Origin of the sequence: Falsochrobactrum shanghaiense (assembly GCF_003149535.1) — a bacterium.
Classification (GTDB): domain Bacteria; phylum Pseudomonadota; class Alphaproteobacteria; order Rhizobiales; family Rhizobiaceae; genus Brucella; species Brucella shanghaiense.
Genome location: NZ_QGDB01000002.1, coordinates 535646 through 556363, shown reverse-complemented (window position 1 = coordinate 556363; position 20718 = coordinate 535646). Strand labels below are relative to the sequence as shown.

Sequence of the window (20718 nt, the reverse complement as noted above, 5' to 3'; positions counted from 1 at the left end):
AAAGGAGACTGACAATGGCTGCAAAGCGCAAGATCAACAAGGCCGTAGTCTCCGCCGGAATTATCGGCTGGACCGTGGCTATCCTGATGTTCTTTCCAATTTTCTGGATGCTGCTTGCAGCATTCAAGACGGAAATCGATGCGGTGGCGCCGCCAAAACTCTTCTTCGAGCCGACGCTCGAAAATTTCGCGGCCGTCAACCAGCGTGCCGACTATTTCCATTATGCCATGAACAGTGTGGTCGAAAGCCTTGGTGCGACGATCCTTTCACTGATCATTGCAGTGCCCGCAGCCTATGCGGCGGCTTTCTTTCCGGGCAAGCGCACCAAGGATCTGCTGCTGTGGATGCTTTCCACCAAAATGCTGCCCGCCGTCGGCGTTCTGGTGCCGATCTATCTTCTGTCTCGCGATGCAGGGCTGCTGGACACCCGCACCGGCCTTATCATCATCTTCACCCTTTCCAATCTGCCCATCGTGGTCTGGATGCTCTATTCCTTCTTCAAGGAAGTGCCGCATGAAATTCTTGAAGCGGGCCGGATGGATGGCGCGGGGGTCGGACAGCAGGTACGCTATCTTCTGTTGCCGCTGAGCCTGCCGGGCATTGCCTCCACAGCGCTTCTTTCCATCATCCTGTGCTGGAACGAAGCCTTCTGGAGCCTCAATCTGACTGCCTCGCAGGCAGGGCCGCTCACCGCATTTATTGCGTCATTTTCCTCGCCTGAAGGACTTTTCTGGGCGAAGCTTTCGGCAGCGTCCACGCTCGCCATCGCCCCGATCCTCATTTTCGGCTGGGTTACGCAGCGCCAGCTCGTGCGCGGCCTGACATTCGGCGCCGTGAAATAAAGGGAACCTCATGGCTACACTTTCGCTCCATAACGCCACCAAGTCCTTTGATACGATCAATGTCATAAAGGGTGTGAATCTCGATATTGCAGATCGTGAATTCGTGGTTTTCGTAGGGCCTTCAGGCTCCGGAAAATCGACGCTCCTGCGCATGATCGCGGGGCTGGAGGAAATCACCAGCGGCGAGTTGATGATCGACGGCCAGCAGGTCAATGACGTGCCGCCGGATGAACGCGGCCTCGCTATGGTTTTTCAGACCTATGCGCTTTATCCGCATATGAGCGTGCGCGAGAATATGGGCTTCGCGCTTAAGCTTGCCGGTGTTTCGAAGGCGGAGCGCGACCGCAAGGTCGAGGAAGTGGCGAAAACATTGCAGCTCGACCAGCTTCTGGACCGTAAGCCGCGCCAGCTTTCCGGTGGCCAGCGCCAGCGTGTCGCTATCGGGCGCGCCATGGTGCGCGAGCCGAAGATTTTCCTGTTCGATGAACCCCTGTCCAATCTCGATGCGGCCTTGCGCATACAGATGCGCATCGAACTTGCACGCCTGCATGACCGGCTGAATGCGACGATGATCTACGTAACCCATGATCAGGTGGAAGCCATGACGCTTGCGCACAAGATCGTGGTGCTGCGCGACGGCAGGGTAGAGCAGGTCGGCTCTCCACTGGAGCTGTATCATCATCCCGTCAACCGCTTCGTAGCCGGTTTCATCGGCTCTCCGACGATGAACTTCATCGACGTGAAGGCGGGAGCCGTCGATAAGGATGGCGTTTTCGTTCATCTGGGCAATGGCAAGATGATCAAGGTGCCTGTTGACGGCGAGGGAGTGGCCGAAGGCACGCCATTGGTGCTTGGCATACGCCCCGAACATCTGCATCCTGCCGATGGCGGAGTGCTTGCAGGGGAAATCATGGTGGTCGAACGGCTCGGCGGCGAGACCTATCTTTACGTGCATTCTGAAAATGCCAGCAGCCTGCTTGTTTCCGAAGCGGGAGGCAATAGTGAGGCGCGCGCGCATGAGCATGCCAAGCTAGGCTTTGATCCCGCCGATGCGCATTTATTTAGCGCAGACGGGCTGGCGCTTGAACGGCATGAACGCCATCCGCTTATTCTATCGGAAAAGAAATCACATCTGTAGATATTATCCTGGAGAGTCCCATGAAATTGAAGGACAAGGTCGCGCTTATCACAGGTGCCGCGCGCGGCATCGGGCTTGGCTTTGCGCGGGCCTATGCGCAAGAGGGTGCAAAGGTCGTTATTGCCGACATCAATATCGAGCGGGCCGAAGAAGCGGCGCGTGAAATCGGCCCGATGGTCAAAGCCGTCAGGCTCGACGTGACGGATCTCGCCCAGATTGAAAAAGTCGTGGCGGATGTGGATGCGGAATATGGCGGCATCGATATTCTGGTCAATAATGCCGCAATCTTTGACATGGCCCCGATCAACGAGATCACCGAAGACAGCTATGAGCGCGTGTTCAATATCAATCTCAAGGGGCCGCTTTTCATGATGAAGGCGGTTTCCAATGTCATGATCAAACACAAGCGCGGCGGCAAGATCATCAATATGGCAAGCCAGGCGGGTCGCCGCGGTGAGGCTCTGGTGACGTTTTATTGTGCGTCCAAGGCGGCGATGATTTCCGCCACGCAATCGGCAGCACTCGCTCTGGTCAAGCACGGCATTCAGGTCAATGCGATTGCGCCCGGCGTCGTCGATGGCGAGCATTGGGACGTAGTGGATGCGAATTTCGCCAAATGGGAAGGGCTGAAACCGGGCGAGAAGAAAGCTGCCGTTGCCCGGTCGGTTCCGATCGGACGCTTTGCGACCCCTGAAGATATTACCGGAATGGCCGTCTTCCTTGCTTCTTCCGACAGCGATTATATTCTGGCGCAGACCTTCGGTGTCGATGGCGGAAACTGGATGGCATGAGTTAAGGCTACAATGCCGGGATAAAAGGGAGCAGTCATGACCAAACTCTCGCACGCAACGCTCAAAAGCTTCGCCAAGGTGCATAAGCCGGCCTATGATCCGGCGGAGTTGAAGCCGGGAATCGTGCATTTTGGCGTCGGCAATTTTCACCGCGCCCATCAGGCTGTCTATCTTGACGATCTGTTCGGACTTGGCCTCGATCATGATTGGGCTTTGGTCGGTGCGGGCGTTCGCGAAAGCGACGACAGGATGCGCGATATTCTCAAGGCGCAGGATTGGCTCACCACCGTCGTCGATCAGGAAGCAGAACATTCGCAAGCGCGCATCACCGCCGCGATGATCGATTATGTGACGATTTCCACCGATGAGGGCCGCAAGGCCCTCATGGCGTATCTGACCTCGCCCGATATTCGCATCGTGTCCATGACGATCACCGAAGGGGGCTATTATATCGATCCCGCGAGCCAGCATTTCGATACGGCGCATCCCGATATTGTCGCCGACAGTGTCAACCCTGATAAGCCCGAAACAGTGTTCGGCCTGATTGTTCAGGCGCTCAGACTGCGTAAACTGCAAGGCGTCGAGCCGTTCACGGTGATGTCATGCGACAATATTCCGGGCAATGGCCATGTGACGGAGGATGCGGTTGTCGGCCTTGCAAAACTCAGCGACCCGGAATTTGCCGACTGGATCAGCGCCAATGTCGCATTTCCCAATTCCATGGTCGATCGCATCACGCCCGCTACCGGTGCACGCGAGCGCGAAATTGCAGCACAGGAGTTCGGCGTTGATGATGGCTGGCCGGTATTCTGCGAAAGTTTCAAACAATGGGTGGTGGAGGATAATTTCCCTAACGGACGTCCTGCTCTGCATAAGGTCGGCGTCACATTCTCCAGTGAGGTTTCAGCCTATGAGCTGATGAAAATTCGCATTCTCAATGGCGGACACGCGGCAATCGCCTATCCGGGCGGGCTGCTCGATATTCATTTCGTCCATGAAGCCATGGAGCACCCGCTGATCCGCCGCTATCTGGAAAAGCTCACCAAAGACGAAATCATCCCGGAAGTCCCGCCCGTACCCAACACGGTTCTGGACGATTATCGCGTCCTGATCGACAAACGCTTTGCCAATCCGAGCATCGGCGACACGATCCGGCGTCTTTGCCTCGATGGCTCCAATCGTCAGCCGAAATTCATTCTGCCCACGGTATCCGACCGCGTGGCAAAGGGTGAGCCGGTCACTGGCCTTGCGCTCGTTTCGGCATTCTGGTGCCGCTATTGTTTTGGCACGACCGATAGTGGTGCACTCATCGAGCCGAACGATCCTTCATGGGATCGTTTGGTGAAACAGGCGAAGCTTGCCAGGGACAATCCGGTAAAATGGCTTGAGATGGAGGATATTTTCGGAACGCTTGCATCCAGCCCTGCCTATGCAGAAGCTTTTTCGTCGGCGTTGCGGCGCATCTGGCAGGACGGCACGGAAAAGACGCTCCAGCTTTATCTCGCAGGCGAGACGCTTTGAAGAGTTTCATAATGCGCCCGGATAGACCCTGACCGGGCGGTTATCCTTGACCGATTCCATGACAACGAAGGTCGAAGTGCTCGCCACATTGGGCAGGCTGGAGATTTTCTCGCCCAGCACCTCACGATAGCGCCTTATATTGGGTGTTCTGACTTTCAGCAGATAGTCGAAGGAGCTTGCGATCATATGGCACTCCTCGACTTCGCGTATTTTGCGAACGGCTGCATTGAATGCGCCAAGGGCTGCTTCGCGCGTGTCGGAAAGCTTTACCGTGGTAAAGGCGATGTGGTCGAGCCCCAGCTTTTCAGGATCAATCGCCGCGCGAAAGCCGAGAATATAGCCCTCATCGACCAGTCTTTTGAGCCGCGCCTGACATGGCGTCTTGGAAAGGCCGACTTTTTTTGACAGCTCTGTAACCGGGATACGTCCGTCTTCGCTGAGCACTTCGATGATACGACGATCGAACTGATCCAGATCGTCCATTGAATCGAGTTTTTTCATCCATAATGCCTTTAAATTATCGAATAATAAGACCTGATAGCCTTTATAATCATTAAATCAAGGCAGAATGGTTCATGCAGCAATGATAATGTCCATCTAAAGCCAAATAGAGGTATCCTGTAGCCATTCGGGAACCGTTTCCTTGTGAGCAGTGCACCATGACCGATAAGAATACCGTTTCCAAAGCCGCTGTTTTTCAGAATTTTGCGCCGCCGATCCGCGAGCAAGACCCGCTGCGCCAGGCAATCACCGCCGCATATCGCATGCCTGAGGCGGAATGCGTGACAGCGCTTGTCGAACAGGCGGCCTTGCCGGAAGATACGGTCAGGCAGATCCGCGCGACAGCGACAAAGCTGATCGAAGCGCTGCGCGCCAAGCATAAAGGCACCGGAGTCGAAGGTCTGGTGCATGAATATTCACTTTCCAGCCAGGAAGGCGTGGCGCTGATGTGCCTTGCCGAAGCCTTGCTGCGTATTCCGGATATGGCGACGCGCGATGCGCTCATTCGCGACAAGATTTCCAATGGCGACTGGAAATCCCATGTCGGCGGTGGTCGCTCGCTGTTCGTCAATGCAGCGACGTGGGGGCTTGTCGTCACCGGCAAGCTGACCAATACCGTCAATGATAGCGGCTTGTCTGCTGCATTGAACCGCCTGATCGCCCGTTGCGGCGAGCCGGTCATCCGTCGCGGCGTTGATATGGCCATGCGCATGATGGGCGAGCAGTTCGTCACAGGCGAAACCATAGAAGAAGCGCTCAAGCGCGCCAAGTCGCTGGAAGAGCGCGGTTTCCGTTATTCCTATGATATGCTGGGGGAGGCCGCGACCACTGCAGCCGATGCCGAGCGCTATTACAAGGATTATGAAAACGCCATTCACGCGATTGGCCGGGCATCGGCAGGTCGCGGCATTTATGACGGGCCGGGCATTTCAATCAAGCTTTCCGCGCTGCATCCGCGTTATGCGCGGGCGCAGGCCGAGCGCGTCATGGGCGAGCTTCTGCCCAAGGTGAAAGCGCTGGCGGTGCTTTCCAAGAAATACAATATCGGCCTCAATATCGATGCCGAGGAAGCGGATCGTCTGGAGCTTTCGCTCGATCTTTTGCAGAGCCTTTGCGAAGATCCCGACCTTGCCGGTTGGGAAGGCATCGGCTTCGTGGTGCAGGCCTATGGCAAGCGTTGCCCCTTTGTGCTTGATTTCATTATCGATCTGGCCCGCCGGACCGATCACCGCATTATGGTTCGCCTTGTTAAAGGCGCTTACTGGGACGCTGAAATCAAGCGGGCGCAGGTGGAGGGTCTTGAAGACTTCCCCGTTTTCACGCGCAAGGTTCACACCGACGTTTCCTATATCGCCTGCGCGCGCAAGCTGCTGGCTGCAAGCGATGTCGTCTTCCCGCAATTTGCCACCCACAATGCACAGACGCTGGCGACGATCTATCATCTGGCCGGTCCCGATTTCAAATCCGGAAAATACGAGTTCCAGTGCCTGCATGGCATGGGCGAGCCGCTCTATGACGAAGTGGTCGGATCGAACAAGCTCGGTCGCCCGGCGCGAATTTACGCGCCCGTTGGCACCCATGAAACCTTGCTTGCCTATCTGGTTCGCCGCCTTCTTGAAAATGGGGCGAATTCTTCATTCGTTAATCGTATCGGCGACAAGAGCGTTTCCGTTGATGAACTGGTCGCCGATCCGGTGGAGGTCGTCCGCTCAATGACGGTTGTCGGAGCACACCATGACCAGATTGCCCTGCCGGAAAATCTTTATGGCGCCCGCAGGAATTCCGCAGGTTTTGACCTGTCCAATGAGGTGACGCTTGCGGAACTGAGCAAGGTTCTCAAGGAAAGCGCCACACGCGCATGGACAGCCGAACCGCAGATGGCCGGCGTAAAAGTCGACGGCACAAGCCGGTCGGTTTTCAATCCGGGTGATCGCAATGACGTGGTCGGCACGGTGACGGAAATTGCCGAGGGCGATGTCGCCAAGGCCATGTCGGTTGCGCAAAAGGCCATGGCAAGCTGGTCAATGATTGCGCCCGTGGAGCGTGCTTCCTGTCTTGAACGTGCGGCTGACATCATGCAGCGCGATATGGCTGTCTTGCTTGGTCTCATCATGCGCGAAGCGGGCAAGTCGATGCCCAATGCGATTGCTGAAGTGCGCGAGGCGATTGATTTCCTGCGTTATTACGCCGAACAGACCCGGCGGACGCTTGGTACGTCACACAAGCCGCTTGGCCCGATTGTCTGCATCAGCCCATGGAATTTTCCGCTGGCAATCTTTACAGGACAGGTTGCAGCAGCCCTTGTCGCGGGCAATCCCGTGCTGGCCAAGCCTGCCGAAGAAACGCCGCTGATTGCCGCGCAAGGGGTCCGCATATTGCATGAAGCGGGTGTTCCGGCTGATGCATTGCAGCTTCTGCCGGGCGACGGGCGCATCGGTGCGGCGCTTGTGGCGGCGCCTGAAACATGCGGCGTGATGTTTACCGGCTCGACGGAAGTTGCACGGCTTATTCAGGCGCAGCTTGCTTCACGCCTGCTTGCCAATGGCAAGCCGATCCCACTGATTGCGGAAACCGGCGGGCAGAATGCGATGATCGTCGATTCCTCTGCACTGGCCGAGCAGGTCGTGTTCGATGTGATCGCCTCGGCATTCGACAGTGCGGGACAGCGTTGTTCGGCGCTGCGCGTTCTCTGCCTGCAGGAAGATGTCGCAGAGCGCATTCTCACCATGCTCAAGGGCGCGTTGCGGGAACTCTCCATCGGACGTACCGACCGGCTCAATGTGGATATTGGCCCGGTTATCACCGATGAAGCCAGAACCATTATTGAAACGCATATTCAGGGCATGCGCGATCTTGGCCGCAAGGTCGAGCAGCTTCCGCTTGGGCCTGAAACCAAAGACGGCACTTTCGTCGCGCCGACGATTATCGAAATCAATTCCCTGCGCGATCTCAAGCGCGAGGTTTTCGGCCCCGTTCTGCATGTGGTCCGTTATAAGCGTGATGATATGGATCGCCTGATCGATGACATTAACGCGACCGGCTATGGCCTGACATTCGGCCTGCATACCCGTCTTGATGAGACGATTGCCCATGTGACCGATCTGGTCCGGGTCGGCAATGTCTATATCAACCGCAATGTCATCGGCGCCGTTGTTGGTGTGCAGCCATTCGGCGGTCGCGGCTTGTCCGGTACGGGACCAAAAGCGGGTGGGCCGCTCTATCTCGGGCGTCTGGTTGAAACAGCGCCGATTCCGCCGCGTCTCAACTCCGTTCACAGCGATGCCGCACTCAAGGATTTCGCCAAATGGCTTGGTCAGCGCGGTATGAACAATCTGGCGCAGGATGCCCGCGAAACCGGAAGCGCATCGGCACTGGGTCTCGATATTGAGCTGCCCGGCCCGGTGGGTGAACGCAATCTCTATGCGCTTCATCCCCGTGGACGCATTTTGCTCGTTCCCCAGACGGAAATTGGTCTTTATCGCCAGTTGACGGCGGCGCTCGCCACCGGCAATATTGCGGTCATCGATGAAACATCGGGGCTTCGGAGTCTGTTGAAGGGCCTGCCTGCAAGTGTCGCCGCCCGCATCGTCTGGACGAAAGACTGGCAGGCGGACGCGCCCTTTTCCGGTGCGCTTGTGGAAGGCGAGGGCGAAGGGCTGGTGGAAATAAACCGCAAGATCGCCGAACTTCCGGGGCCTTTGGTTCTCACTCAGGCGGCCTCATTGGAGCAACTGGCGGTCAATCCGAACGCCTATTGCCTGAACTGGCTGCTTGAGGAAGTTTCGACCTCGATCAATACGACGGCAGCAGGCGGCAATGCCAGCCTGATGGCGATCGGTTGATCGTTCATCGATCTGAAAAATGCAAAGGCGGCTTTCGGGCCGCCTTGTTATTTGGCGCAAGGTTGGAAAACCGCAGTGTGAAACTCGCCCAATACGCCAATTTTGTTTGCTTTTTTCCGCCGTCGGCTGCGATATGCAGGACATGGCTTATGATTTGGACACTTTGCCGCTTGAAGAGCTTTTGGTTCCCGTAGCCGATGCGACGGCTGCACTGGCAAGGCTCGATGAAAGACTGGCGCGCTCGCCAATTCGCGAGGGAATGATACAGCGCCTGCATATGCATGATGCCGTCGCTTCGATGTGGCTGGAAGGCGAGCTTATTCATCTCGAAGACCTCGTTCTGCATGATGCCTTGATGGACAGCCGGACACCGAGCCATGCGCTGACCGTTGGCCATGCCGTGGTGCGTTTGCGCCGCCAGATCATGGGTCGCGCGCCCGGCTGGGCTCTCAGCCCGGCAGGAATCCAGCAATTGCTTGGGCGAAATTTCCATGTGGAAGCTCCCACAATTGAAGAGGGAGCCGAACCCGAAAACAATGAAGAGGCGGATTCGCTGTTTAACGATGTGGATGCCTTGCTCGCGCGCACGGATGCTTTGCTCAAGGGGGCCGTCAAATCCACGCCCGCGTCCAACTCCAGAACCACGCCAGCCGAAATGGATTCGTTGCTTTATGACGAGGACTGGGATGAGCAGGAGCGACTGCAAGAGTGGCAGGAAGGTTTTGCGCGCACCTCTTCTCTACCAGTGCTTTTGCGGGCCGCTCTCATGCATGATGCATGGTTTTCTGCGGAAGTGGTGCAGCGTTCCGCGTGGATCGGGCGAATATTTACAGCCTCTTATCTGCGGCAATCGGGAATTGCTGCGGGGCATTTGCCAGCAATCAGCCTCGGTTTGCGGACAAAGCGTCCCGATGAAAGACGTTCCACCAATCGGCTGACGCGGTTGAAGACATTTCTTTCTGCAATGGTAGAAACAGCGGATGCGGGCATGAAGGAGCATGACCGGCTCATGCTGGCGCGTGAGCAGATGCAGCTTAAACTCAAAGGTCGCCGTTCCAATTCGCGCCTGCCGCAGCTTATCGATATGATGATGCGAAACCCGCTGGTTTCCAGCCAGATGGTCGAAAAAGAACTCGCGGTTACGCAGCAGGGTGCTTTGAAATTGATTGCCGATTTGAATCTGCGCGAGATAACGGGCCGGGGTCGTTTCCGCGCCTGGGGTATTCTTTAAAAGAGCTGATAGGCCGCATAGAACATCCGGCACGGATTTTTATTAAGTATTATCAATGGTTAATCACTGCTTTTGAATGTTAAGAACGCAAGCCTTTGATGAAGAAAGCGCCAATTCCTGATTGTATCGGTCTTGTTTTTTATGGCATTCCGGTCCAAGTGCATTTGTAGCCCCGGCTTGCAAAATCAGTAACGGTTTCAGATATGGACGCATCCAGCCTGCAACATGGAGACATAGAAAATGGTATCAGTGCTGCGCTGACGCTTTCAGGTGTCAGTCGTCAGTTTGGAAATGTGCGCGCGCTGGACAATATTTCGCTCGATATTCAGCCCGGTGAAATCATCTGCCTTGTCGGACATTCAGGCTGCGGCAAGACTTCGCTTTTGCGCATCATAGCGGGCATCGATGCCCCCGATAGCGGTTCGCTCATCATGTATGGCAAGACGCTGGTTTCGCCGTCTGTCTTCGTGGAACCGGAAAAACGCAATATCGGCGTGGTCTTTCAGGATTATGCCTTGTTTCCGCATCTTACGGTCAGGGAAAACGTCCTGTTCGGACTGCGCAATATGCGCAGGGATGCAGCCCATCAGAGGGTGGATGAACTGCTGGAACTGGTGGGCCTTGTCTCTATGGCGGATCGTTATCCGCATATGCTCTCGGGTGGTGAGCAGCAGCGTGTGGCCTTGATAAGAGCGCTGGCGCCCAAGCCGGACCTGCTGCTTATGGATGAGCCGTTTTCCAATCTTGACCGCGGCTTGCGCGCCAGGGTGCGGGGCGAAACGATGGCATTGCTTCGGGCTCTGGGAACGCCGGTTATCATTGTCACCCATGAGGCGGAGGAAGCACTTTCAACCGGCGACCACGTTATCCTGATGCGATCGGGTCAGATCGTGCAAAATGGCACCGCGCGCGATCTCCATGATCGGCCCGCCAATCGTTACGCAGCGGATTTCTTTTGCGATTTCAATGTGATTCCAGCAGAAGTTCGTGGTGCCTCCCTGGCAACTCCTCTGGGCGCCTTTCCGGCTCCCGCTAATGTCGATCAGGCTGAGAATGCGTTTGTTTATGTCCGTCCGCGCGACATATCGGTCACGGCGGATGAGAACGCAACCGGACCATGCCTGTGCGCTCATATCGAAAGCCGGACTTTTCTGGGAGATGCAGAAGAACTGACGCTGCGGCTGGAGGGTGCTCCCCTGTGCCTCAGGGTGCGGGCGGAACAGCATTTCGCGCCATCGGTCAGCCGCGTTGCGGTCGCAATCGACTGGAGCAAAGCCTTGATTTTTACTAAATAATGAGTATCGTACTCATGTTTATGGAGAGCGAGATTGTTGTGGGAAATTCTTCCCCGCGGTTTTCGCGATGCTTACAGATTAAGATCAATCCAACTTGATGGGAGACACAATGCCCAAGTTTGCGCGATACGCACTGGCTCTTACGGCTGCATCATTTCTTTCCGGTGCGGCATATGCCAACGAAGTCAATATTTATACGACGCGTGAACCGGGGCTGATCCAGCCTTTGCTGGACGCCTATAAGGAAAAGACCGGCACGACCGTCAACACGGTATTGCTCAAGGATGGTCTTGCCGAGCGTGTGGCATCGGAGGGTGAAAAGTCGCCTGCGGACATTCTCATGACTGTCGATGCCGGCAATCTCATTGATCTCGTCGAACAGGGATTGACCCAGCCGATTGATTCTCAGGTCCTGAAAGATGCAGTGCCCGAACAGCTTCGCGATGCCGATGGCAACTGGTATGCGCTTTCCATGCGTGCGCGCGTCGTCTATGCCGACAAGGATCTTGATCTTGACGCGATCACTTATGAAGAACTGGCCGATCCGAAATGGAAGGGCAAAATCTGCATCCGCGCAGGCCAGCATCCTTATAATACGGCGCTTTTTGCCGATTATATCGCGCATTATGGTGCTGAGAAAACCGAAGAATGGCTGCGCGGCCTCAAGGACAATCTGGCGCGCAAGGCTGCCGGCGGCGACCGCGATGGGGCAAAGGATATTGTCGGCGGGATTTGCGATCTTGCCGTGGCCAACTCCTATTATGTCGGCCTGATGCGCTCGGGCAAAAGCGGAGACGAGCAGAAGAGCTGGGGCGAGGGCATCAAGGTTCTTCTGCCGACCTTCAAGGATGGCGGCACGCAGGTAAATATCAGCGGTGCAGCCGTGGCCAAGAATGCGCCGAACAAGGATGAAGCCGTCAAGCTTCTTGAATATCTCGTATCCGACGAGGCGCAGCAGCTTTACGCCAAGGCCAATTATGAGTATCCGGTGAAGCCGGGCGCGCCGCTTGATCCAATCGTTGAATCCTTTGGCGAGTTGAAGATTGATTCCGTTCCCTTGCTGGAAATCGTCAGTCATCGCAAGCAGGCAAGCGAGTTGGTCGATAAGGTCGGCTTCGATAATTAAGCTACATCGCAACGCTGGCGCAAATCATCCGCGCCAGCGTTGTGATATGAGGAAAGCATGTCCGTAACCCGTTCAGCGCCGTCCAGAATGAAACGGCTTCATATTCGTGCGGGATGGGGCTGGTTTTGCTTGTCGGGGCTGGTGGCGTTTCTCGTATTCCTGCCGGTGTTCGCGCTCTGCCTTGAAGCATTACGAGGCTCCTCAGGTCTGTGGAGCCATCTTTTCTCCACTATCCTAACCACGGCTTTCGTCGATACGGTCATTCTGCTTGCAGGTGTCGGGATCATAACCGGACTGGTCGGCACCTCCGCCGCATGGCTGGTTACAGCTTATGATTTTCGGGGGCGGGCGGTGCTGGAATGGGCTTTGCTCCTGCCGCTTGCCGTACCCACCTATATCGTCGCCTATGCCTATCTCGATATTCTGCATCCGATCGGCCCCGTGCAAGGCGCGATCCGCTTTCTGCTGGGCTATGATAGCCCGCGTCAGTTTCGTTTGCCCGACATAAGGTCGATGACCGGCTGCATCCTATTGCTTGGCTTCGTCCTTTATCCTTATGTCTATATTCCGACGCGCGCCATGTTTCTTACCCAGTCAGCCAGTCTGGTCGAGGCAGCGCGTACGCTCGGGGTCAGCCGCAAAGGTATTTTCTGGCGCGTTGCCTTGCCTCTGGCGCGTCCTGCGGTCGCAGTGGGTGTGAGCCTCGCCCTGATGGAAACACTCAATGATATTGGCGCTGCGGAATTTCTTGGGGTCAGGACGCTGACCGTATCTATTTATACGACATGGGTGACGCGCTCCGACCTGCCGGGGGCCGCACAGATCGCGCTGGCACTGCTGTTGATTGTCGTCCTCCTCATTTCCATAGAGCGGTGGGCACGCCGCAAGCAGCGCTTTTCCTCGAATATTCGCCGGTCTCGTGGTTTCGATTCTCTCAGGGTTCGCGGCTTCAAGGGCATCTGGCTGTTTCTGCTCTGCGCGTTGCCGATCATCATCGGCTTTATCATGCCTGCAACCTATCTGGTGGCGGAAGCGGTCAAGCGGCTGCGTTTTGCCGGTATATCGCCGCGCCTTGCCGGTGAGGCTTTTAATACGATCGCATTTTCCACAGTCGCCACTTTGCTGGTGCTTTTGTGCGGAATGCTTGTGGCCTATGCGATCCGGCTCTTTCCAGCCGCTGCATCCCGCTGGTTCTATCGTATCGCGACCATGGGTTATGCCGCCCCCGGCACGGTGATCGCCATTGGCATCATGGTGGTCGCCGGCAGCTTCGATCGCCTGTTCAGCGAGATTACGGCATATCTGTTCGGATGGTCCACAGGTCTTGTATTGATCGGTTCCGGCGCGGCGCTCGTCTATGCTTATGTGGTGCGGTTTCTGGCAATTTCCGCCGGTTCCATCGATGCCGGTCTTGAGCGCATTCCGCAATCGCTCGACCATGCATCGCGAACATTGGGCCGCAGCGTTACAGGCACTTTCCGGTCAATACATCTGCCGCTTTCCCGAACTGCGATTGTTGCGGCGGGACTGCTGGTTTTCGTCGACTGCGTGAAAGAATTGCCCGCTACGCTGCTGCTAAGGCCGCTCAATATAGAGACATTCGCAACCCATCTTTATGGCGAAGCAGCACGTGGTACTTATGAAGAAGCTTCGGTCGCAGCCCTTGCCATTGTGGTGACCGGCATTCTGCCCGTCATCTTGCTGGCGCGGGTGGGGCGGCGTCTGCATAAAACAGGCAGGCAGTCCTGACAGCAGGAGGCGCGGGATCTGTTTTGATGAAGATAACCTAATGATTTCAACACGATATTTCGCGTGATCGCAATAATATGTGACTGTATTATGTAAGGTTTTCCATGCTTCTAACACGATGCAGCCATAAAGCGGAAGCTCAATGGACGCAATCGAAACAAAATCGCGAGCATGTTCTAGCCCGCTGAAGCGAGGCCGTGTAAATCGCGAGTTGCCTGGATGATGGAAGCAATGCTGAATACACAACAATGGCTGCCGATAGAGCTGCTCAATATTGGCCTGGCGGCGGCGCTCTTCTTTGCCTGTCTGGTGCATTCTTTGTGGAAAGCCGTGTTTGACGAGCTCAATCCGGTCTTCTGGCGCCGCACGGCGGCACTTTTGTGGGGGGGCGTTCTCGTCGTCGCGTTGAGCAGCGGCCTCGACACATTCAATTGGCCGCAGCTGCTGGGCTGGCTGATGGTTGGCGGCGGTGTCGCAGCCACGGTCATTCGCACGGGCCTGAGCTATTACCGGCAATATACAGTGCACAATACCCAGCCACGGCATGTTTCCGTGCGCCGGGGCAAATATTCAGGTCCAAGGTTTTCAGGACGATGATGGCCATGTTTGCAAAGACGATCGATATGCCTTCGCGCCTTCATCGCCCTTACAGCCTTCGTTCATTCTTTATCCGCGCTTTTGGCTCTGCACGATACCGTAAATATTCGTAGAGCGCGTCCCCGAACGGCAATAGGCCAGGACCGGGCCTTCCGCCTCATCAAGCGCTGCACGCATTGCATCGACATCATCCTGCGTCAGCTGTCCGCCTGCCACCGGAACATAATAGGTCTTTAATCCGGCTTTTTCGGCAACGCGGGCGATTTCCGCAAAATCGGGCTGATCGGCACCGCCTTCTCCATCGGGGCGGTTGCAGATTATGGCCTGAAATCCTTCCGCTGCAATATCCCGCACGTCATCGGGGTTGATCTGTCCGGCGACCGAATAATTTTCGTCGATCTGGCGAATATCCATGATTTCCTCGCTTGGCGTCTGCGCGCTTTCCTGTTCACAGGCACCTTACATAAAACGGCTTTTCATGCCACATGAAACTGAACCGATGAATGCTGGAGCCGCAGTTAAAGCGTGTCGCGATCTTTCAGATTCGCTCCTTACGCTTTCAGTTTTTGTTTTAACGCGCATCTTTTCCGAAAACCGTTTCACACTTTTCGGGACGCGCTTTAAGTTGTTGTTTTTACGCATGTCGTTATCCGAAACCGGTTCCCACTTTCGGGCGACATGCTTCAGGGGCAGGGGGGGAGACATGGTGACGCAAAAGATCAGCCGGGTTGCGCCACATTGGGCATATCGCGAGGGCAATTTTCAAAATGGCCAGCGAAATGTGCCGGAAGAAGTGGCGGTGGCCATAAGTTATAACGGCACCACACATGCGGTCATGATGGCCACGCCCGCCGATCTGGAAGATTTCGCGATAGGCTTCAGTCTCACGGAAGCTATCATCTCGAACATATCCGAAGTTGAAGATCTGGGTATCAAGACCTATGACAAGGGCATTGATGTACAAATCTGGCTGGGCGACCAGCCCAATGAAAGACTGACGGCGCGGCGGCGTTTCATGGCCGGGCCGGTCGGGTGCGGCCTGTGCGGGATAGATTCGATCGATCAGGCCCTGCGCCCGGTTACGCCACTGGCTCCTGATGCGGGCAGTTTTGACGCGCATGATATTATTTTAGCCATGGAATCGCTGGGGGCGGCGCAGCGACTGAATGCACAGACCCGCGCTGTCCATGGAGCCGGGTTCTATTTGCCGGGCGAGGGGCTTCTTGCCGCTCGCGAAGATGTGGGACGCCATAATGCGCTCGATAAGCTCATTGGCGCACTCGCGCGCGCCGACCAGCCAGCGGATCGCGGACTGGTGGTAATCACCAGCCGCATTTCCGTCGAACTGGTGCAAAAGGCCGCGATTTTAGGAGTGCCGCTGCTTGCCGCTGTTTCTGCGCCGACCGCGCTGGCTATCCGCATGGCGCAAGAGGCCAATCTGACGCTCGTGGCGCTGGTGCGGGGCAATGATTTCGATATTTATACCCATCCGCAGCGTATTTCGGGTAGTGACCGGACTTCGTCAGGTTAAGTCCGGTCTAAAGCATGTCGCCCGAAAGTGGGAACCGGTTTCGGGATAACGACATGCGTTAAAACAATAACTTAAAGCGTAAGGAGCGAATCTGAAAGATCGCGACACGCTTTAAACAGTCATGCCAAGGCTGCGATACGGCTGCGTTCGCCAATGATTTGCAGCGCCGCATGGGCTGCTTCCACGCCCTTCACCTTGAAGTGGGCGAAGAAGAAATCGCGGTGTTCCTTGCTGTCATGAAAATGATGCGGGGTAAGCGAGACGCTAAGCACAGGCACTTCGGTCTCAAGCTGTACCTGCATCATGCCATTGATTACGGCAGCTGCGACAAAGTCATGGCGATATATGCCGCCATCGATCACAAAGGCTGCTCCGACGATGGCCGCATATCGGCCGGTCTTGGCAAGCATCTTGGCTTGAAGCGGTATTTCATAAGCGCCGGGTACGTCAAAAACCTCGACTTCCACGTTGCTGCCTGCCTGCTTTTCAAGCTCGGCAATAAAACTCTTGCGCGCTTCATCGACTATTTCCGCATGCCAGCGGGCCTGAATGAATGCAATCTTGAAGGATGTCTTGTTCGGATAGCTCTGGTTCATAGATTCCTCGCGAAACTAGAATCAGGGCGTACAAAGGAACGCAAGCCCGCGCGGGACCACGTTCATTCGCTCTCTTTCATCCGGACTATGACCGTCGGCTCCGGCATCTCACCGGATCTGCTGACCCTGAAATAAAGAGACGAATCATCTCTTCGTTTCAAGCGCTCGCGGGCTCGAAGATTGCTCTTCATACCGCCGGTGGGGAATCTCACCCCGCCCCGAGAACAGCCTGCACATCATCGTGCAAGCGCCCGAAAATTATGTATTTTCATGTCGTTTGTCCAGCCCAAATAAAACATCGGAGAGAAAGCCGCTCCCGGACAGGCACAACAGGGCTGAAGGGCGCAACCGCGCCGGCATCCCAACTTATCAGGATGGATACAGTACATGCTTTAAAATTATGATTTTAAAAGAAAATTATAGTCTTTTCCCAAGCGCTTCGCAGGCATCTCATAAATATCTTCAATTTTCTCGTGCAGCCCATATTGACAGCCATCCGGTATTTGGGCCTATCCTAAGGGCACATCTTGTCTTGGGGATGATCTGCATCCTAAAAAGACAACGCTGTCAATTGGGTGGAACGGAAGGCGGGATGGAGGTTTTGAGCAGACGACGCTCAGGAGGATTTTCAAAAATTGCGAAAGGAATTGTCGCACAGGCACAAGCTTCGGCAAGCTGGTGCGGCAAGAATATAGCGGGTCGAAATGGCCGAACCCTTTGACCCGATCTGTGCCGAAAGGCGCGGATTCATCTTATTCGGGCAGACTGCCGCGTGCCGTTTAAAAGCGTGAAAGTTCGCCCGTCATATTTAGTTTTGTTTGGTCCTATTGGGAGGTAGACATGCAGAAGTTTTTCAAAATGGCGGCGTTGGGGACAGCCACCTGCGCCATGATTGCCGCTTTAGCTCCTGTCGCAATCGCGCAGGAGAAGCAAAATGTGGAGGTCCTGCATTGGTGGACTTCCGGCGGTGAAGCTGCGGCGCTCGACGTCCTGAAGAAAGACCTTGAATCGAAGGGCATCAGCTGGACGGATATGCCTGTTGCCGGCGGCGGCGGCACCGAAGCCATGACCGTGCTTCGCGCCCGTGTCACGGCAGGCAATGCCCCAACCGCCGTGCAGATGCTCGGTTTCGATATTCGCGACTGGGCGGAGCAGGGCGTACTTGGCAATCTTGATGAGGTGGCCAACAAGGAAGGCTGGGACAAGGTTATTCCCGGTCCTTTGCAGGACTTTGCAAAATATGACGGCCACTGGATCGCCGCGCCTGTGAACATTCACACCACCAACTGGATGTGGATCAACAAGGCCGCTCTCGACAAGGCGGGCGGCAAGGAGCCGACCAACTGGGACGAACTGATCGCTATGCTCGACAATTTCAAGGAGCAGGGCATCACGCCGATCGCCCATGGCGGCCAGCCATGGCAGGACGCGACAATTTTTGATGCGGTTGTTCTTTCCTTCGGCACTGATTTCTACAAGAAGGCCTTTATCGATCTCGACCCGGAAACCCTGGGCAGCGATACGATGAAGGAAGCTTTCGACCGCATGACGAAACTGCGTTCCTATGTCGATGACAACTTCTCCGGCCGCGACTGGAATCTGGCTTCGGCCATGGTTATCGAGGACAAGGCCGGCGTTCAGTTCATGGGCGACTGGGCAAAGGGCGAGTTCCTGAAGGCCGGCAAGAAGCCGGGTGAGGATTTCGTCTGCGTTCGCTATCCTGAAACGCAGGGTGCAGTGACTTTCAACTCCGACGTGTTTGCGATGTTCAAGGTCTCCGAGGACAAGGTTCCGGCGCAGATGGAAATGGCGTCCGCTATCGAAAGCCCGGTATTCCAGTCGGCATTCAACGTGGTCAAGGGATCGGCTCCCGCGCGTACAGACGTGCCTGACACCGATTTCGACGCTTGCGGCAAGAAGGCCATCGCTGACGTCAGGGAAGCGAACGAAAAAGGCACGATGCTGGGTTCGATGGCACATGGCTATGCCAATCCCGCTTCCGTTAAGAACGCGATTTATGACGTCGTGACGCGCCAGTTCAATGGCCAGCTTTCTTCGGAAGATGCCGTCCAGGAACTGGTTTCCGCTGTTGCGGCTGCACAGTAAAGAGCAACAGCGCCGGGGACTTCCCCGGCGCTGCTGTCTGCGCATCCCGATTTATGGCGGGGCTCCTACAATATAACAGGATGACGTGAATATGCAGCGTAACAGCCGACTACAGGAACTGGTGCCCAAACTGGTTCTGGCGCCGAGCTTTCTGATCGTGCTCGTCTTCGTATACGGTTTTATTATCTATACAGGTGTTCTGTCTCTCACCAATAGCCGCATGTTGCCATCCTATGGCTTCGTTGGTCTGGCTAATTACGAAAAGCTCTGGGCTTTGCCGCATTGGTGGCGGGCGATTACCAATCTTGCGATTTTCGCCTCGTTATACATCATCATCTGTTCGGTTATCGGCCTGTTTCTTGCGATCCTGCTCGATCAGAAAATCCGCGGTGAAGGCGTATTGCGTCCCATCTATCTCTATCCGATGGCGTTATCCTTCATCGTCACCGGCACGGCATGGAAATGGTTTCTCGATCCGGGCATCGGCCTTGAGAACACCATGCATCTGTGGGGCTGGGAAAGTTTTTCCTTCAACTGGATCAAGAGCAACACGATGGCGATCTATTGTCTGGTGATCGCGGCGGTGTGGCAATCCTCCGGTTTCGTGATGGCCATGTTCCTGGCCGGCCTGCGTGGCGTCGATAACGAGATCATCAAGGCGGCACAGATCGACGGGGCATCGACCGCGACCATCTATCGCCGCATCATCATCCCCCTGATGCGTCCGGTGTTTCTTTCGGCTTTCGTGGTGCTGGCGCATCTTGCGATCAAGGCTTACGATCTTGTGATCGCCCTGACCGGCGGCGGGCCGGGGCAGGCGACAGAGCTGCCCGCGACCTTCATGTATTCCTATACATTCACCCGCAACCAGATGGGTATTGGTGCTTCCTCGGCCATCATCATGCTGGCGATGATTTTCTCGATCATCATCCCCTATCTCTATTCCGAACTTCGCGGAGGGCCACGTTCATGAGTGCCCCGACCCAGGAAAATGCCATCAATAGCGGCAGGCTGACCCGCGCTTTGATCTATTCAGCGCTGCTGCTGTTTGCTTTCTACTATCTGCTGCCGCTCTACGTGATGGTGGTGAATTCGTTCAAACCCCTTGAAGAGATAAGGCAGGGCGGCATGCTGAACCTGCCGCAGCAATGGACGATCGCACCATGGCTTTCGGCGTGGTCCACGGCACAAATCGGCGTGCAGCCAACGGGGCTCAAACCGTTTTTCATCAATTCGATCCTGATGGTCGTGCCTGCCGTCGCAATCTCCACGATTCTCGGGGCGCTGAATGGCTATGTGCTGACCAAGTGGCGCTTTCCCGGTTCGAACATCTTCTTCGGGCTGCTGCTGCTATCGTGCTTCATTCCGTTCCAGATCGTGCTCATCCCAATGGCGCGTGTTCTGGGCTTTCTGGGAATTGCCGGTACGATCTGGGGCCTGATCCTCGTCCATGTGGTCTATGGCATCGGCTTTACGACGCTGTATTTCCGCAATTATTACGAGGCTTTCCCGACTGAACTGGTGCGCGCGGCGCAGATTGACGGCGCGAGCTTTTTCCAGATTTTCTGGCGCATTCTTCTGCCTTCTTCCGGCCCGATCATCGTGGTGTCGGTAATCTGGCAGTTCACCAATATCTGGAACGACTTCCTGTTCGGCGCTTCCTTCTCCGGCGCGCATTCGACGCCGATGACGGTCGCGCTCAACAATCTCGTTTCCTCATCCACCGGCGTCAAGGAATACAACGTTCATTTCGCAGGCGCCATTCTGGCCGCCTTGCCAACATTGATCGTCTATATCGTTTCGGGTCGCTACTTTGTGCGCGGTCTGATGTCCGGTGCGGTCAAGGGATAAC

17 protein-coding genes and 1 riboswitch are annotated in these 20718 nt (G+C 55.8%); of the genes, 14 read left to right on the top strand and 3 right to left on the bottom strand.

Going from position 1 to position 20718, the window contains the following annotated elements; genetic code table 11:
• The first annotated feature begins 14 nt into the window (after positions 1-14).
• The 4 genes from DKP76_RS06450 to DKP76_RS06435 are packed head-to-tail and all read left to right on the top strand — an operon-like array spanning position 15 to position 4292.
• The gene (locus DKP76_RS06450; protein ID WP_109705614.1) at positions 15-842 is read left to right on the top strand and encodes a carbohydrate ABC transporter permease; all 828 of its coding nucleotides are present in this window, start codon (positions 15-17) and stop codon (positions 840-842) included.
• 10 nt (positions 843-852) lie between these two features.
• A complete protein-coding gene (locus DKP76_RS06445) occupies positions 853-1980 on the top strand; it encodes an ABC transporter ATP-binding protein (protein ID WP_109705613.1) in 1128 nt (375 codons plus the stop codon).
• A 20-nt stretch (positions 1981-2000) separates the two neighbouring features.
• Positions 2001-2771, top strand: coding sequence for an L-iditol 2-dehydrogenase (locus DKP76_RS06440; RefSeq protein WP_109705612.1), 771 nt, complete (start codon positions 2001-2003; stop codon positions 2769-2771).
• A gap of 36 nt (positions 2772-2807) precedes the next feature.
• Complete coding sequence (locus tag DKP76_RS06435; protein ID WP_109705611.1) at positions 2808-4292, top strand: mannitol dehydrogenase family protein; 1485 nt, start codon at positions 2808-2810, stop codon at positions 4290-4292.
• A gap of 6 nt (positions 4293-4298) precedes the next feature.
• Here the strand turns inward: DKP76_RS06435 and DKP76_RS06430 are convergent, their stop codons facing one another.
• A complete protein-coding gene (locus DKP76_RS06430) occupies positions 4299-4793 on the bottom strand; it encodes an Lrp/AsnC family transcriptional regulator (RefSeq protein ID WP_109705610.1) in 495 nt (164 codons plus the stop codon).
• Positions 4794-4951: 158 nt separating this feature from the next.
• Between DKP76_RS06430 and putA the strand changes: the two genes are divergently transcribed.
• The 6 genes from putA (at position 4952) to DKP76_RS06400 (ending at position 14633) form a co-directional block, all read left to right on the top strand.
• Positions 4952-8635, top strand: coding sequence for a trifunctional transcriptional regulator/proline dehydrogenase/L-glutamate gamma-semialdehyde dehydrogenase (putA, locus tag DKP76_RS06425; RefSeq protein ID WP_109705609.1), 3684 nt, complete (start codon positions 4952-4954; stop codon positions 8633-8635).
• 142 nt (positions 8636-8777) lie between these two features.
• Positions 8778-9866 (top strand): RHE_PE00001 family protein, encoded by a 1089-nt coding sequence (locus DKP76_RS06420; protein WP_109705870.1) that lies wholly within the window; start codon positions 8778-8780, stop codon positions 9864-9866.
• A gap of 203 nt (positions 9867-10069) precedes the next feature.
• Positions 10070-11161 (top strand): ABC transporter ATP-binding protein, encoded by a 1092-nt coding sequence (locus DKP76_RS06415; RefSeq protein WP_109705608.1) that lies wholly within the window; start codon positions 10070-10072, stop codon positions 11159-11161.
• A gap of 109 nt (positions 11162-11270) precedes the next feature.
• A complete protein-coding gene (locus DKP76_RS06410; protein ID WP_109705607.1) occupies positions 11271-12287 on the top strand; it encodes a Fe(3+) ABC transporter substrate-binding protein in 1017 nt (338 codons plus the stop codon).
• Between the two features lie 57 nt (positions 12288-12344).
• A complete protein-coding gene (locus DKP76_RS06405) occupies positions 12345-14036 on the top strand; it encodes an ABC transporter permease (protein WP_109705606.1) in 1692 nt (563 codons plus the stop codon).
• 231 nt (positions 14037-14267) lie between these two features.
• Positions 14268-14633, top strand: a complete 366-nt coding sequence (locus tag DKP76_RS06400) for a hypothetical protein (protein WP_245410158.1) — start codon at positions 14268-14270, stop codon at positions 14631-14633.
• A 69-nt stretch (positions 14634-14702) separates the two neighbouring features.
• Here DKP76_RS06400 and DKP76_RS06395 read toward each other — a convergent pair whose 3' ends face one another.
• The gene (locus DKP76_RS06395) at positions 14703-15047 is read right to left on the bottom strand and encodes a protein tyrosine phosphatase family protein (protein ID WP_109705604.1); all 345 of its coding nucleotides are present in this window, start codon (positions 15045-15047) and stop codon (positions 14703-14705) included.
• A 289-nt stretch (positions 15048-15336) separates the two neighbouring features.
• On the opposite strand from DKP76_RS06395, the gene fdhD reads away from it, so the two are divergent.
• Positions 15337-16164, top strand: coding sequence for a formate dehydrogenase accessory sulfurtransferase FdhD (gene fdhD, locus DKP76_RS06385; RefSeq protein ID WP_109705602.1), 828 nt, complete (start codon positions 15337-15339; stop codon positions 16162-16164).
• A 119-nt stretch (positions 16165-16283) separates the two neighbouring features.
• On the opposite strand, the gene DKP76_RS06380 is transcribed toward fdhD, so the two are convergent.
• Complete coding sequence (locus DKP76_RS06380; RefSeq protein ID WP_109705601.1) at positions 16284-16760, bottom strand: 6,7-dimethyl-8-ribityllumazine synthase; 477 nt, start codon at positions 16758-16760, stop codon at positions 16284-16286.
• 64 nt (positions 16761-16824) lie between these two features.
• Positions 16825-16990, bottom strand: a riboswitch (FMN riboswitch).
• 610 nt (positions 16991-17600) lie between these two features.
• Here DKP76_RS06380 and DKP76_RS06375 point away from each other — a divergent pair.
• From DKP76_RS06375 to DKP76_RS06365, 3 genes are all read left to right on the top strand, one after another.
• On the top strand, positions 17601-18866 hold the full coding sequence (locus tag DKP76_RS06375; RefSeq protein WP_109705600.1) for an ABC transporter substrate-binding protein: 1266 nt from the start codon (positions 17601-17603) through the stop codon (positions 18864-18866).
• 91 nt (positions 18867-18957) lie between these two features.
• Positions 18958-19839, top strand: a complete 882-nt coding sequence (locus DKP76_RS06370) for a carbohydrate ABC transporter permease (protein WP_109705599.1) — start codon at positions 18958-18960, stop codon at positions 19837-19839.
• Positions 19836-20717, top strand: coding sequence for a carbohydrate ABC transporter permease (locus tag DKP76_RS06365; RefSeq protein ID WP_109705598.1), 882 nt, complete (start codon positions 19836-19838; stop codon positions 20715-20717). The genes DKP76_RS06370 and DKP76_RS06365 overlap by 4 nt, the downstream gene beginning before the upstream one ends.
• Position 20718 lies beyond the last annotated feature (1 nt).